We start from the raw sequence: 14,138 nt of genomic DNA on the forward strand, positions 1-14,138 counted from the left end.
ATCAGGTTCTACAGGGCAACCCCCGCCTGATCTCGCTTCGCTGCCTGCTGAAGGCAAGAGGAACGTAGCTGCTACAGCGGCACCCCGGGCAATAGCTGCCCAGACGCGGGCCGTAAGTATCGAAAGCTCCCGCCAGGTTCTCATGGCTTCTGTCAGAATCCTAACTACACCTGAAACTGCTCTTCCAGGGCTATAATCTGAGCGTCGGTGCCGAGCACCAGCAGCACGTCGCCGGGCTCGGGACGGATATCAGCGCTGGGGCTCACGCTCAGGCTACCGGCGTGGTGGCGCAGGCCGATGATGGTGGCGCCGGTGCGGGAGCGGATGTCGAGCTCCCGGATGCTGCGCCCCTGCCACTCCTTGCGCAGCTGCCGGTAGCTGATTTCCTCGAGCCGCAGCTTGTTGGGCCCCAGGCCGCCAATCATTTCCAGAAAGCGGATTACCTCGGGCCGCATCACTAGGTTGGCCATGTGGGAGCCCCCAATTTCATCGGGCATCACCACGGAGTCGGCGCCGGCACGCAGCAGCTTGCTCTCACTGGTCTTGAGGCTGGCGCGGGCAATGATTTTCAGGTTCGGGTTCAGCTCCCGGGCCGTAAGGGCCACGAACACGTTGTCGGCGTCTTTGGGCAGGGCCGTAATCAGGGCCCGGGCGCGCTGTACGCCGGCGGCCAGCAGGGTTTCGTCGGCGGTGGCGTCCCCGAATACGGAGGTGATGGTGTGACGCTCATTCTCGGCGAAAGCCCGCAGCAGGGCCTCGTCCTGCTCGATGACGACCACCACGGCCCCACCAGCGTGCAGCTCGTGGTAGGCCTTGCTGCCGTTGCGGCCAAAGCCGCAGACAATCACGTGGTCGGAGAAGCCCCGGATGGCCTGATCGGTTCTGAACATCTTGAAAATGGAGCGCAGCTCCCCGTCAAATAAGTAGGTGGTCAGTACCGACACGAGGTAGGCAATGAACACGAGGTTAAAGAAAATATAAACCGAAACGAACAGCCGCCCTGCCGCTGAGAACGGGTGCAGCTCCCCGAACCCCACCGTCGACACCGTAATCATGGTCATGTACAGCGCCTCGCCCGGGCTGTAGCCTTCAAACCACATAAAGCCCCCCACCCCCACGCCAAGGCTCACAAACGACAGCACCAGCGCCCCCACGAACCGGTTCAGGTTCGCCTTCTTCCAGAAGTGGGTGTAGTGCTGCAGAAGGGACATGTGGTAACGTGGTGAAGGTATGAGGTAGTCAAGTCATTGTCATCCTGAGCCTGCGAAGAACCTTATCAGGGTTGAGCGAGTCGTTGCAACGAGTATCGCTCAACTGCAAGTCGTTCCGCGGTGCTAAGGTCCTTTGCTCTGCTCAGAATGACAATGACTTGACTTCTTCGCAATTTCACAACCTCTTCCCTTACGCCAGATTCCGCGGAATTACCGTGCCGAGGTGGCTGGCCAGCTCGTTGTCGAGGCGCTTGTAGAGCATCAGGGCTTCGAGAACCTTGTCGACGGCGGCCGAGTCCTGGGCCTGACGCAGGGCGTCGCGGAGCTTGTTGAGTTCCCGCTGCACCAGCTCTTTCTTCAGCCGCAGAATAGCGTTGTCGCAGGCCTGCTGCAGCTGGTCCAGCTCCCGGGGTACGTAGATCTGGTGAGTGCTCCAGTTGGGGCTCAGCTCGTACTTGTCGGTGGCCAGGTCGCTCACGATGCTGCGCACGTCGGCCCGGCCGTGCTGAATCAGGGTGCGCACCTCGGGCCACCGGCCTTCCTCCAACTCCTGCCGGCATAGGCTCATCACGTCGGCAAACAGCGGGGTCTGCAGGGGCGTGTCGTCGAGCTGGGCAAACAGGTAGTGGGCCACGCTCAGGTCGGGCGCCAGGGGCTGGGGCGCGTACAACACCAGCAGGCGGATGATTTCCCGCTCGCAGGTTTGCAGCACGTCGCCGATGGGCTCCATGTCGTCGCCCATATGGCCGGGCGCGGTGGCACCAGCGGAGCTGCCGGAGCTGCTGTAGCCGCCGGCCAGGTCTTCGGGCGTGGCGCCGTACATGGCAGCCTCGGCCATTTCTTCGTCTGTAAGCGGGCGCGCCGCGCCGGCGGCGGGGCGCTGTCCGCCGGAGCTTTGGCCGGAGCTGCCTGAGTTACCACTGGAGCTGGTCCCGGGCAGGGCAATTTTCGCCCCGGCGTTCTTAACCAGCTTGTTGTACTCGGTGATGAGCACCTGCTCGTCGATGCCGAAGGTGGCGCTGGTCTGCTGCAGAAACACTTGGCGCTTGATCGGGTCGGGCACCTTGGCAATGCTTTGCAGCACGTCGCGGATGGCCTCGGCCTTTTTTACCGGGTCGTGGGCGGCGTCCCGGGCTACCAGGTCGGTCTTAAAGGAAATAAAGTCCTGGCTGTGGCTTTCCAGGTACTGCTTGAAGCGCTGGTCCCCAACCTTACGGATGTACGAGTCGGGGTCGTCACCGTCGGGGAAGTTCACGACGCGCACGTTCAGGCCGCCTTCCAGGATCAGGTCGATGCCGCGCAAAGAAGCCCGGATGCCGGCCGCGTCGCCGTCATAGAGCACTGTTACGTTGTCGGTGTAGCGCCCGATCAGGCGGATCTGGCTTTCGGTGAGCGAGGTACCCGATGAGGCCACCACGTTGCGGATGCCGCCCTGGTGCAGGCTGAGCACGTCGAGGTAGCCTTCGACGAGGTAGCACAGCTCCTCGTTGCGGATGGCCTGCCGGGCCTGGTACATGCCGTAGAGTACGTCCGACTTGTGGTAGATGTCGGACTCGGGCGAGTTGAGGTACTTGGCGGTTTTGTCGTTGGCCTTGAGCGTGCGGGCCCCGAAGCCGATGACGCGGCCCGACACGTTGTGAATCGGGAACATCACCCGCCCCCGGAACCGGTCGTAGCGCCGGCCGGTGTCGACGCCCTGCTCGTCTTCCTTTTTGATGATGAGGCCGGTTTTTTCCAGAAACTTCCGCTCGTAGCCGGCCTTTTCGGCTGCCTTGAGCAGGTCCTCCCACTGGTCGAGCGAGTAGCCGAGCTCGAAGGTGCGGATGGTTTGCTCGCTTAGCCCCCGCTGGCGCAGGTAGCTCAGCCCGATGCTCTGGCCCTCGTCGGTGTTGAGCAGCCGGTTGTGGTAGTGGATTTTGGCCCAGTCCGAGACGATGTACTGGGAGTCCTTGTCGTTCTGGACGAGCTGCTGCTCGGGCGTGCGTTCCTCTTCCTGAATCTCGACGCCGTACTTTTTAGCCAGGTACTTCAGGGCCTCCACGTAGCTGGTGCCCTCGATGTCCATCACGAACTGAATCACCCCACCGGCCTTGCCGCAGCCAAAGCACTTGTAGAGCCCCTTGGCCGGCGCCACCGAAAACGAGGGTGACTTTTCGTGATGAAACGGGCAGCAGGCCCACAAATTCTGGCCCTTGCGCTTCAAACTCACGAAGTCGCCCACCACTTCCACGATGTCGGTCAGGTGCAGGATCTGGTCAATGGTTTCTTTGGGAATACGGGCCAAGGGAGTACAGCGGCAATAGGTGGTAAGCAGGACAGGGTCAGGCCTACGAAGGTACAACGAACTGCCGTGCCGCTAATCGACTTTTCGCGGAACGAAACCGGAACGCCGTAGGCAGCTTGGTGCCGTGGTACGACCTCACCGCGGCGGTGCAAACAACACGCGAAGCCATCTGCTGACCCCGGCGACAGCGAAACCGCTAGTGTTTAGGCTTGGCCGGCTTAGGGCGCTGCTGCTTGTCGGGTTTGGGTTGCATGAGGTCACGGCTGCAATAAGGCAGTGACGCTGGTCACTTAAACAAGCGTTTGCGTGAAACCAATCAAAACACGTTACTCCTGCTTCTCCGCTGCCCGACGACGAGGCCGTGCGGTTGCGCAGCCTGCGCACCCATGACGTGCTGCCCACCCTGGTCGAGCCCGTGGTTGACGAGTTCGTGGCCTTCACGGCCCAAGTTTTCAGCCTGCTCATCTCCCTCATCAGCGTGGTCGAAGAGGAAAAGGTGCTTTACCCCGTCAACCACGGCATGCCCGGCCACGACCGGCAGTCCCGCGTGGAGGCCCTCTGCGCCACGGCCATTGAGAAAGCCCGCGCTGTAGTCTACCACGGCCGGGCCCTGGAAACCAGCGCCACCCTGCCCCCGGACGCGAGTAGTACGGCTCATGCCCGCTCAGCTACCAGCCGGTACAGGTCCTGGGCATTTTCAAAAGCGGCGCCCATAGTATTGTTGAAGTAGGCATACACGTCTTTTCCATCCTGGAGGTAGTCGTGTATCTGCTCGGCCTGGTCGTGCAGAAAGTCGCGCTCGTAGGACTCCCGGTAGTTTCCCTTCGGGCCGTGGAAGCGCATATAAACGAAGTCTGCCCCCTCGTTGAGCTGGGCGTTTCGGGCGGGACCCTTGTCGTGCAGCACGAGGCTGGCGCCGTGGTGGTCAAGCATGTCAAACGTATCATCTGCATACCAGCTTGCGTGGCGAAACTCAACCGCTTTGCGCCACTCGTGGGCGGGGTCTGCAGCGGCAAGCGCATTCAATAAGGCACTGACCGCGTTTAGCTGACGAATGGTGTTGCTGGGCGGGAACTGAATGAGCAGGCATGCCTTTTTGGGGCCCAACTCACGTGCTGCATCTAGAAAGCGGACAATGCCGGAGAGGTCTTCGGCAAGAGCGTTGGTGTGCGTAATATCGCGCCAAAGCTTGATGGTAAAGTCAAACGCAGGGCCGGTTTCAGCGGCCCAGGCAGCAAACGTTTTGGGCTGGGGTATGCGGTAAAAGGTGCTGTTAATCTCAACCGAGTTAAACAGGGTGGCATAGTAGGTGAGGCGGCTCGTGGCCTGGTAGGCCTCCGGAAAGGTGGCCTTAGGGCCGGGCACTACGATGCCGCTGGTGCCAGTGCGCAGGGTGCCAAGGAGGGCAGGCATGGGAAGGAGTTATACGGGAGTTTCGTGGTATAACGTGCCACGCTGCCTCGGCGTTTTACCCTATGCGCATCTTCCCCGGCTCCCAAAGTATCATCTGCTTGTCATAGCAGCTCTCTTTGCAGGCCAGGCAGGGCGATGCCGCTCGGAGGCCCTGTCCGCCGCCGAAGGCAACGAACTGCGCTTCTACGCCGGGTCCCTGCTGCGCCTGCCCGACCAGCGCCCCCTAGGCACGCTCTGTATCATTGTGGGTTTTGCTGAACGGTGGGCAGCCTCGAGTACTTCATCATTCACGTGTTGCCCAGGTACAATGGAAACCCTCGTTTTGCTGTTCGGACCGTTTTCGTGAACGCAGGTTCTGCGCGGCTGACTAACCAGGTGGACACGGCCACCCGGGCCCGGGTGCTGGCCTATTTTTCTTCCCTATCTTAGCCCGCCGGAAGGACTCCCCTTTCTGCTTTTGCCGCCCCGCCATATGCCCCTGCTCCAGTTCTACGCCCATCTGTTGTTCCGGGCGGCCGCGCTGCTCACGGCGGGGCTCGCCCTGGTCTGCCTCGCGGGCATCGTGGCGCTGGGTGGGGCCCTGCCAGGCGTGGAACTGAACGAGCTGGTGACCCGCGCGGCCACGGCGTTGCACCGCGACGCCTGCCGGCTGCTGGCTTCAGCCCGGTCCCGCAAAGCCCCGGAGCCCACCGTTTCCAGGTCCGGCGAGGCCGGGTAAGCCGCGGGGATTACCTCCCTCGAAAGCGTATCGGTTAGGCTTCAAGATGATTCAGCTCTTGATGCGGCACAGGCTGGATGTATCATCTGCCTCCTTTGCCGGTAACCCCGTCGACGTGGCACGGAGTATACTCCAGCACTGCTCTCCTGGCACTTACTTCAAGTTCACATTGCCCTAAATCCTTGTGTGGGTGTTAGGAAACTTTGGCGTAATAGCTGGTCGTAGTAAACTTTACTGCACCTTTGCCTAAATTTAACCAAGTAGTTAAACTTTCTATAGAATGAACCTGCAGAAACGCTCTACTGAAGAACTGATTTTGGAAGCGGCGCAAGCAGTGTTTCTGGAAAAGGGCCTGGCCGGGGCGCGCATGCAGGAAATTGCCGATCGCGCCGGCATCAACAAAGCCCTGCTGCACTATTACTTCCGCAGCAAGGAGAAGCTCTCGGCGCTAATTATTGAGCGGGCCATCGGTGTGATACTGCCGCGCGTGATGGCTGTGCTGGACACCGACATGGAGTTGTTTGACAAAATCCGGCTCGTGGTAGACACCTACCTCACCTTCGTAAGCCGCAACAGCTTCCTGCCACTATTCATCATAAACGAAGTGAACCGCAACCCGCAGTTTTTCTTCCGGACCGTGGTGGAGAAGGAGCGCACCCACCTCGACAAGTTTCGCCGGCAGGTGGAAGAAGCCGTGGCGCAGGGTCGTATTCACCCCATCAACCCCGCGCAACTGTTCATGAACGTCATGTCACTGGTTATCTTTCCTTTCCTGGGCAAGCCTATTATTCAGGTAGGGTTGGGGCTAAGCGACGAGGACTTCAAACGTGAGATGGAACACCGGCGAACCGAAGTGGCCGAATTTGTCATCCGGGCCATTCGGGCCTGATATTTTTTTGCTCGTCTATTAACCAGGTAGTTAAATCGCATGGATAAGAAAAGAAAATGGGCTGCCTTCCTGCTTTGGATAGGTGGGCATGCTACGCTGGGGCAGCCCGCCGCGCTTCCCCAGACGCTGGCTAGGCTCAACGAGCAGCTGTACTGCGTGCTGCAGGCCAAATTCGATTGTTTCTTGACCCAAGCCACCCCAGCAGGGGTGCAATAATCACTCTTCAACCTATGGAATTTGTCATAGTCCTGCTGACCCCGATACTGTTCATGCCCATGATTACGGGCTATATGGCTCACGGAAACGGACGCTCCTTTTGGCGCTGGTTTGGCATTGGGTTCGCGCTGCCTTACGTCTCGCTTTTACTTATCACTTACGTCGTATACCGCGACCAGCGGAAGTCCCGGACTGCTCAACCCAATCCCTCCAAATCCAATTTGCCGTGAATGCTTTGCCTGCACCTACTGGCGAGTACATCGGCCTGCTAGCCAGTTGCCAGACCGAATAACCTGCTTCGACGCGTCGGGCAACTTCACTACCTCGTTTAATTGAACTGATGCCCAAAGGCTTTTACAGAATTGTGTAAAGCCTTCTACTGTCCAGTCTGAGTTCAAAAAACTGGTTCACGAAATCAAAGTTCAATTAACCTAGTCCGGGATGCGTTTCGTGAACTCTCTCTTTTAGGTAGCCAATACCGGTAGGCGAAGGACGCGAAGGGTTGCAGCGTACCGGTACTTTCCGCCGGTTTCCGGGTTATCTTTGCAGCCCAAATCTGAACTTCCCCGACCTGCTGATATGGCAACGATAACCAAAGAAGACGTCCTCAAGGCCCTGAGCTACGTGCAGGAGCCCGACCTGGGTAAGGACCTCGTCACGCTCAACATGATTGAGGACGTAGTAATTGAGGGCCAGACCATCTCCTTCACCGTGGTGCTGACCACGCCCGCCTGCCCGCTCAAGCAGATGATTCACGATGCCTGCGAGCGGGCCATTCACACGATGGTGGATGCCGACGCCAAGGTGGTAATCGTGATGACCTCGCGGGTGACCACGGCCCGGGCTGCCAACTCGGCCGTGCTCAACGGAGTCAAGAACATCATTGCCATTGCCTCGGGCAAGGGCGGCGTGGGCAAAAGCACCGTGTCGGCCAACCTGGCGCTGGCCCTGGCCCGCAGCGGCGCAAAAGTAGGCTTGGTGGATGCCGACATCTCCGGCCCGTCGATGCCGACGATGTTTGGCGTGGAGGATGCCCGCCCCCACGTGTTCCAGCACACCGACGGCCGCAACCTGATTCAGCCGGTCGAGAAGTACGGCATCAAGCTGATGAGCATCGGCTTCCTGGCCCCCGGCGAAAATGCTATTGTGTGGCGGGGCCCGATGGCCTCGTCGGCCCTGAAGCAGTTTATCACCGAGGTGGACTGGGGCGAGCTGGACTACCTGCTGCTCGATTTGCCGCCCGGCACCTCCGACATTCACCTCACCCTGGTGCAGACGGTGCCCGTAACGGGCGCCCTCATCGTGACCACGCCCCAGAAAGTGGCGCTGGCCGACGCGCAGAAGGGTTTGCAGATGTTCCGCCAGCCCCAGATCAACGTGCCGGTGCTGGGCATCGTGGAGAACATGGCCTGGTTTACGCCCGCCGAGCTGCCCGACAACAAGTACTTTATCTTCGGCCAGGGCGGGGGCCAGCTGCTGGCCGACAAGCACCAGGTGCCGCTGCTGGGCCAGATTCCGCTGGTGCAGAGCATCCGCGAAAACGGCGACGAGGGCACGCCCGCCATCCTGCAGGAAGGCACCGCCGCCGCAGCCCTGTTCGAGCAGCTGGGCGAGGAGCTGGCCCGCCAGATTTCCATCCGCAACGCCGTCGCCCCCCGCACTCAGGTGGTGGAAATGAAGCGGTAGGCTGATTTTTAGTTGTTAGTTGTCGGTTGTCAGTTGTCAGAACGATACTAACAACTGACAACGGACAACGGACAACTAACAACTGACAACTATTCCCGAACTTCGCCAGACCATTGCCTGTTAACCCGACTATGATACCTGTTGCCGCTATCGAAGAGCATCCGTTGTTTCCGCGCATCGAGCAGGCGCTGGACACTATCCGGCCCTACCTGATTGCCGACGGCGGCAACGTGCGCGTGCTGGGCATCACCGACGACATGGTACTGCAGCTCGAGCTGATGGGCGCCTGCGGCACCTGCCCGATGTCGCCGATGACGCTGAAAGCCGGCGTGGAAGAGTCGGTGCGCAAGGCCGTGCCGGAAATCCGGGGTGTGGAAGCCACCAACGGCACGTCAATGGAGCTGCAGCCCGCCGGTCAGCCCGGCCACCCCCAGCCTCCTACCCCGGTCCGGACGCCGGCGGAATAACTGACCTGAACTTACTGAAGCCAGCTCCCAACCAGGGCTGGCTTTTTTTTGTGCGTGAGCGTCCGCCCGGTCCGACCTGTTGCCGTCAGAGCAATTCTGGCTGAAAGGGCAGGAACCCAGGCTCTCAGAAACGGGGGTTTCCGGAATAGTGATCTTCAAACCGGGCGGACCGGGCGAGAGAGGCAGCTTACTTAATCTTTTGAATGCTCCCGAAGTAAGTAGCTTTTAACCTGCAGCTCAGCCAGTCGATTGGCACCGGGCTATTAATTCCATCCGCAGGAACTTCCTGCGGAATGATGGTGACTATCGTTCCTTTCCGGTAAACTGCAAAATCACATAACGCCAGCACGCGTATTGTGTCGCCATTAACAGATTTAATTAGTGCAACTGAATAAGCGGGAAGCAGGCCGCATAAGAATTCAGCCGGCTCCGAAAACATAATGGTGCCTTTAAATGGCCTGCCCAATGCCTTGTATTGCCACTCTTTCTGGCAGCTCTGAAGCCTGACCCGTTGCTTCACACTTTGCCCCCAAGCATGGGACAAGCTGAGCATGAATAAAATAGCAAAAAGAGTGAGTTTGCACATAAGTTTCTTTGTATCAGGACTGGTAACGACTGTAATAAGAATACTCTAACCGAGTTCGGGCCGGCTAGCATTTAACTGCTTACAAAGCACCGCCATTTCATTGACTTGCCTAACCAGTTCTTCATTTCCCTGAAGTTGGGTGACTCGGATGGCCGCGTTAAGCGCATACACATTGAAATGAGCGGCTAAGTCAGCTACAGTAGCATTTTCTACTTCCAGAAGCGCCAGCAGCTCGGTTTTCGGCCAGTAGTGCTGCCACCATGGCTTTACCACTTTCGGAGCTTTCAGCTTCAAAATCCACCTGGTTAGGAAAAAGGCGTTTCGGTTGACTTCAGCCAGGTAATACGCCCGCCGGGCTTTTGAAACCTGCTCCTGTTCCTTCTCCAGCTTCTCTATTGCAGCATTAACTTGGTCGAACTTCCGCTTAATCTGTTCTCTGAGCATGGATTTATGATGCCTACCTCTGAATTGCTGCTCCTCTCCCACCAGCCGCATTAGCTGGCGTACCCGGACAAGATAGCGGTTTAGGAAGCCTGTCCCGACCGAGTTGGCTCTAACTGCCGCAATGCCCACCATTTGGCCGGCGACGTTACCTTTGCCCGCCACCACTCCCCTACTTCTTTCCCTATGCTCGCCGCCAACAACCCCGCCCTGCACTCCTGGATTGACATTGCTCCCACCAGCGACTTTCCGATTCAGAACCTGCCCTTTGGCGTGTTCGAGACGCCGGAGCGGGGCGCCCGCCTGGGCGTGGCCATCGGCGAGTACGTGCTCGATTTGTACGCGGTCAGCCAGCACGGCTTTTTCGAGGACCTCGACATTCCGACCCAGCCCAAGGTGTTCCGCCGGCGCAGCCTCAATGGCTTTATTGCCCTGGGCCGCCCCACGTGGCGGGCCGTGCGCCAGCGTGTATCGGAACTGCTGCGCCACGACAACCCCGCCCTGCGCGACCATGAGGAAGCCATGCACGCCTGCCTGCTGCGGCAGTCGGAGGTGACGATGCTGCGGCCCGTGAAGCCAGGCAACTACACCGACTTCTACTCCAGCATCGAGCACGCCACCAACGTGGGCATCATGTTCCGCGACCCGGCCAATGCCCTACTGCCTAACTGGCGCCACATTCCCATCGGCTACCACGGCCGGGCCAGCTCCATCGTGGTATCGGGCACCGACATCCGCCGGCCCAACGGGCAGCGCAAGGCCCCCGACGCCGCGGCGCCGACCTTTGGCCCGAGCCAGCAGCTGGACTTCGAGCTGGAAGTGGCCTTTATCGGCGGGCGCAGCACCGAGTTGGGCCACCCCGTGCCGATTCAGCAGGCCGAGGACCACATCTTCGGGCTGGTCTTGTTCAATGACTGGAGCGCCCGCGACATCCAAAGCTGGGAGTACGTGCCGCTGGGGCCCTTCCTGGGCAAGAGCTTCGGCAGCAGCATCTCACCCTGGGTTGTCACGCTCGACGCGCTGGAGCCGTTCCGGGTAGCCGGGCCGGCGCAGGAGCCCGAGCCGCTGCTCTACCTGCGCCAGCTCGACCAGCACAACTTCGACATCAGCCTGGAAGTAGGCATCCAGCCCGCCGGTGGCCCCGAAACCATCGTGAGCCACTCCAACTTCAAGTTCATGTACTGGAGCATGGCCCAGCAGCTAACCCACCAGACCAGCAACGGCTGCAACCTGCAGGTCGGCGACGTGTATGCTTCCGGTACCATCAGCGGCAGCACCCCCGACTCCCTGGGCTCGATGCTGGAGCTGGCCTGGCGCGGCACCCGCCCCCTGCCCCTCTCCGACGGCTCGGAGCGTAAGTTCATCCAGGACGGCGACACCGTGACAATGCGCGGCCACGCCGAGCGCAACGGCGTCCGCATCGGCTTCGGCGAGGTGCGCGGCACCGTGTTCCCGGCGTTGAATAGCTAATGGCTGGTGGCGGTTGACTGTTGGCTTTTTTGTCGTTCTGTCTTCCATTTCGCGCAACTAGATAGGTCGTCGTCCTGAGGCGAAGCCAAAGGACCCTAGCACCGAGGAATGCAAGCGGCTGAACGATACTCGTAACAACGACTCGTGCTACCGTGATAAGGTCCTTCACTCTACTCAGGATGACGATAAAAAAGGCTTGCTGCTAGATCAGAAGCTGGCCCTTCGCTTTGCTTCGCGCCGATTAGGATGACAATGATCAAAGAAGGCCAACCGCCGCCAACAGCTAATAGCCAGCAGCTATCAGCTAAATCACATTTACCGACTGTCGACGCGCTGCGGGGATTTGCGGCGCTGAGTGTGTGCGTGTTTCACTACACCAACGGCACGCTGCCCCGGATTCAGTTTCCGGGCCTGCTCGACACCTTTGTGTGGGGCTACTATGGGGTGATGGTATTCTTCGTGCTGTCGGGCTTTATCATTCCCTATTCCCTGGCCCGGCGCAGCTACTCGGCCCGCTCGTTTGGCTCGTTTTTCGGAAAGCGCCTGCTACGCCTGGCTCCGCCGTCGTACGTGATTCTGCTTTTTACGCTGGGGCAGCTTTACGCGGCCGACCGGTGGCTGCACTCTCCCAACCACTACACGGCCACGCTGAGCTGGGCCCGGGTGCTGCACAACTTCACCTACACCATTCCCTTCACCGGTTACAAGTGGCTGAACAACATCTATTGGACCCTGGCCGTGGAGTTTCAGTTTTACCTGCTGATCGGACTGCTGTTCCGGCCGCTGACGCGCAATAAGTACACGTTCCTGGTGGGCGGGGTGCTGCTCAACCTGGGCTACTACCTGCCCTGGCTGCAGCCAGTGGGCTTCTTCCGCGAAAGCTCGGTGTTTCTGCTCGGGCTGGCCGTGTTCATGTACTACGAAGAAAAACTTGGCTCCCGGGAGCTGGCGCTGGCCTTGGTCGTGCTTACCGGCCTCAATTACGTGCAGCACGACGGGCAGACTGTCGTGTTCGGGCTGGGCACGGCCCTGGCTTTGCTGTTGCTGACCATTCGCCACCCGGCGGCGCTGTGGCTCGGGCGCATCTCCTACTCCCTCTACCTGACCCACATCCTAGTCGGCACCACGCTGGAAGTGGTACTTGTGCGCCTGCTCGGCGGTACGCCCCTGGGCCACCCGCTCGTGCTGCTGGCTATCTGCCTGGGCAGCGCCCTGGGAGTGGCTTATCTGTTTTACCGGCTCGTGGAGCGGCCGTTTGTAAAACTGGCCAACTGCGTATTCCGACCCAGGGGCACCTGACCCGCCGGAACCTAGGCGCCGGCGCTGGCCTGCCGCCAGTGAAACCCACGATTTAGGGCAGCTCGGAGCAAAAAGTTCGGCTGCCTGCTCCGCTGACAGCCGGCAGGGCCGGGACGGAGCCGTATCCGCATAAATACTTAGTTCAAATCCGAATAAACACTTATTTACCTTGGGATAAACAGCCAGTCGGCAACCTTCGGAATAGGGGTCAGTAAGACTTGATTCCGATCCGCTGAGCTTTCTGATGCAGGTGCCTGGTATCGGGTTAGGGCACCTGTCCAACCAAAAACCAAGATTCCTATGCTAGCAATGGATTACCGGGGCCCGAAGCGGGTCCGTGCCGTGCAGAAACCAATGCCGGAAATCAAGCATCCCCAGGACTCCATCGTCAAGGTGCTGCGTACCTGCATCTGCGGCTCCGACCTGCACCTCTACAACGGCAACGTGCCCGACACCCGGGTGGGCACCACCTTTGGCCATGAGTTCGTGGGTGAAGTGGTGGAAGTTGGCTCGGAAGTAACCAAGATCAAGGTGGGCGACCGGGTGCTGGTGCCCTTCAACATTTCCTGCGGCGAGTGCCACTTCTGCCGGCAGGGCATGTTCGGCAACTGCCACGAGTCCAACACCGAAGCCACTGCCGTGGGCGCCATCTATGGCTACTCCCACACGGCCGGCGGCTACGACGGCGGTCAGGCCGAGTACGCCCGGGTGCCGTATTCCAACGTGGGCCCCACCATCATTCCCGAGGGCATGGACCTCGATGATGCCGTGCTGCTCACCGACGTAGTACCCACCGGCTACCAGGCCGCCGAAATGGCCGGTATCCAGCAAAATGATACCGTAGTGGTGTTTGGTGCCGGTCCGGTCGGCATCATGGCCGCCCGCTGCGCCTGGCTTTTCGGCGCCGGCCGCGTCATCATCATCGACAAAGAGGAATACCGCCTGGACTTTGCCCGCAACTACTCCTACTGCGAGGCTTACAACTTCGAGGAAATCGGCGACCCGGTGGTCTTCATCAAAAAGATTACCGACTGGATCGGGGCCGACTGCGTGATTGACGCCGTGGGCGCCGAAGCGGCTGGCAACGCTATGCAGACCATCACGGGCCGCAAGCTGCTGCTGCAGGCCGGCTCGGCCACGGCGGTGCACTGGGCCATCAACTCGGTGAAGAAAGGCGGCGTGGTGTCGATTGTGGGCGTGTACGGTCCGACCGACAACCTCATCCCGATCGGCAACGTGCTGAACAAGGGCCTTACCATCCGGGCCAACCAGGCGTCAGTAAAGCGCCTGCTGCCCCGCCTGATCCAGCACGTGCAGAACGGTACGCTCAACCCCAAAGGGCTCATTACGCACCGCATCCCGCTGGCCGAAGTGGCCGACGGCTACCGCATGTTCTCGGCCAAGCTCGACAACTGCATCAAGCCGGTGATGATTCCCTAACCCGAAACGCCGAACGAC

13 protein-coding genes are annotated in these 14,138 nt (G+C 60.0%); 8 read left to right on the forward strand and 5 right to left on the reverse strand.

The window, feature by feature from the left end; genetic code table 11:
* Positions 1-164: 164 nt before the first annotated feature.
* The gene (locus LJY25_RS01025; RefSeq protein WP_227606359.1) at positions 165-1,211 is read right to left on the reverse strand and encodes a potassium channel family protein; all 1,047 of its coding nucleotides are present in this window, start codon (positions 1,209-1,211) and stop codon (positions 165-167) included.
* A gap of 190 nt (positions 1,212-1,401) precedes the next feature.
* Positions 1,402-3,495 (reverse strand): DNA primase, encoded by a 2,094-nt coding sequence (gene dnaG, locus LJY25_RS01030; RefSeq protein WP_227606360.1) that lies wholly within the window; start codon positions 3,493-3,495, stop codon positions 1,402-1,404.
* A gap of 361 nt (positions 3,496-3,856) precedes the next feature.
* Here dnaG and LJY25_RS01035 point away from each other — a divergent pair, with 361 nt between their 5' ends.
* Positions 3,857-4,225, forward strand: coding sequence for a hypothetical protein (locus LJY25_RS01035; protein ID WP_227606361.1), 369 nt, complete (start codon positions 3,857-3,859; stop codon positions 4,223-4,225).
* Here the strand turns inward: LJY25_RS01035 and LJY25_RS01040 are convergent.
* Positions 4,150-4,908 carry a DUF72 domain-containing protein gene (locus tag LJY25_RS01040; RefSeq protein ID WP_227606362.1) on the reverse strand — a complete coding sequence of 253 codons (759 nt, stop codon included), beginning with the start codon at positions 4,906-4,908 and terminating at the stop codon, positions 4,150-4,152. The two genes, LJY25_RS01035 and LJY25_RS01040, sit on opposite strands and share 76 nt — an antisense overlap.
* A gap of 472 nt (positions 4,909-5,380) precedes the next feature.
* On the opposite strand from LJY25_RS01040, the gene LJY25_RS01045 reads away from it, so the two are divergent.
* From LJY25_RS01045 to LJY25_RS01060, 4 genes are all read left to right on the forward strand, one after another.
* Positions 5,381-5,626, forward strand: a complete 246-nt coding sequence (locus tag LJY25_RS01045) for a hypothetical protein (RefSeq protein ID WP_227606363.1) — start codon at positions 5,381-5,383, stop codon at positions 5,624-5,626.
* A gap of 280 nt (positions 5,627-5,906) precedes the next feature.
* Entirely contained in the window at positions 5,907-6,515 is a 609-nt protein-coding gene (locus LJY25_RS01050) for a TetR/AcrR family transcriptional regulator (RefSeq protein WP_227606364.1), read from the forward strand.
* Between the two features lie 795 nt (positions 6,516-7,310).
* Entirely contained in the window at positions 7,311-8,417 is a 1,107-nt protein-coding gene (locus tag LJY25_RS01055) for an Mrp/NBP35 family ATP-binding protein (protein WP_227606365.1), read from the forward strand.
* 131 nt (positions 8,418-8,548) lie between these two features.
* Positions 8,549-8,884: a NifU family protein gene (locus tag LJY25_RS01060; RefSeq protein ID WP_227606366.1), complete on the forward strand. Its 336-nt coding sequence runs from the start codon at positions 8,549-8,551 to the stop codon at positions 8,882-8,884.
* Positions 8,885-9,071: 187 nt separating this feature from the next.
* Here the strand turns inward: LJY25_RS01060 and LJY25_RS01065 are convergent, their stop codons facing one another.
* Positions 9,072-9,470: a hypothetical protein gene (locus tag LJY25_RS01065; protein ID WP_227606367.1), complete on the reverse strand. Its 399-nt coding sequence runs from the start codon at positions 9,468-9,470 to the stop codon at positions 9,072-9,074.
* 45 nt (positions 9,471-9,515) lie between these two features.
* Positions 9,516-9,914 carry a hypothetical protein gene (locus tag LJY25_RS01070; RefSeq protein WP_227606368.1) on the reverse strand — a complete coding sequence of 133 codons (399 nt, stop codon included), beginning with the start codon at positions 9,912-9,914 and terminating at the stop codon, positions 9,516-9,518.
* A 183-nt stretch (positions 9,915-10,097) separates the two neighbouring features.
* Here LJY25_RS01070 and fahA point away from each other — a divergent pair, with 183 nt between their 5' ends.
* From fahA to LJY25_RS01085, 3 genes are all read left to right on the forward strand, one after another.
* On the forward strand, positions 10,098-11,381 hold the full coding sequence (gene fahA / locus LJY25_RS01075) for a fumarylacetoacetase (protein WP_227606369.1): 1,284 nt from the start codon (positions 10,098-10,100) through the stop codon (positions 11,379-11,381).
* A 252-nt stretch (positions 11,382-11,633) separates the two neighbouring features.
* Complete coding sequence (locus tag LJY25_RS01080; RefSeq protein ID WP_227606889.1) at positions 11,634-12,680, forward strand: acyltransferase family protein; 1,047 nt, start codon at positions 11,634-11,636, stop codon at positions 12,678-12,680.
* Between the two features lie 300 nt (positions 12,681-12,980).
* Complete coding sequence (locus LJY25_RS01085) at positions 12,981-14,120, forward strand: zinc-dependent alcohol dehydrogenase (RefSeq protein ID WP_227606370.1); 1,140 nt, start codon at positions 12,981-12,983, stop codon at positions 14,118-14,120.
* Positions 14,121-14,138: the final 18 nt, after the last annotated feature.

Origin of the sequence: Hymenobacter translucens (assembly GCF_020685205.1) — a bacterium.
GTDB classification, from domain to species: Bacteria; Bacteroidota; Bacteroidia; order Cytophagales; family Hymenobacteraceae; genus Hymenobacter; species Hymenobacter translucens.

Bases quoted from the DNA above. Each gene is read 5' to 3' on its own strand.
- LJY25_RS01025 (WP_227606359.1), bottom strand. From the start codon at position 1,211: ATGTCCCTTCTGCAGCACTACACCCACTTCTGGAAGAAGGCGAACCTG.
- LJY25_RS01040 (WP_227606362.1), bottom strand. From the start codon at position 4,908: ATGCCTGCCCTCCTTGGCACCCTGCGCACTGGCACCAGCGGCATCGTA.
- LJY25_RS01045 (WP_227606363.1), top strand. From the start codon at position 5,381: ATGCCCCTGCTCCAGTTCTACGCCCATCTGTTGTTCCGGGCGGCCGCG.
- LJY25_RS01050 (WP_227606364.1), top strand. From the start codon at position 5,907: ATGAACCTGCAGAAACGCTCTACTGAAGAACTGATTTTGGAAGCGGCG.
- LJY25_RS01055 (WP_227606365.1), top strand. From the start codon at position 7,311: ATGGCAACGATAACCAAAGAAGACGTCCTCAAGGCCCTGAGCTACGTG.
- LJY25_RS01060 (WP_227606366.1), top strand. From the start codon at position 8,549: ATGATACCTGTTGCCGCTATCGAAGAGCATCCGTTGTTTCCGCGCATC.
- LJY25_RS01065 (WP_227606367.1), bottom strand. From the start codon at position 9,470: ATGTGCAAACTCACTCTTTTTGCTATTTTATTCATGCTCAGCTTGTCC.
- LJY25_RS01070 (WP_227606368.1), bottom strand. From the start codon at position 9,914: ATGCTCAGAGAACAGATTAAGCGGAAGTTCGACCAAGTTAATGCTGCA.
- fahA (WP_227606369.1), top strand. From the start codon at position 10,098: ATGCTCGCCGCCAACAACCCCGCCCTGCACTCCTGGATTGACATTGCT.
- LJY25_RS01080 (WP_227606889.1), top strand. From the start codon at position 11,634: ATGATCAAAGAAGGCCAACCGCCGCCAACAGCTAATAGCCAGCAGCTA.
- LJY25_RS01085 (WP_227606370.1), top strand. From the start codon at position 12,981: ATGCTAGCAATGGATTACCGGGGCCCGAAGCGGGTCCGTGCCGTGCAG.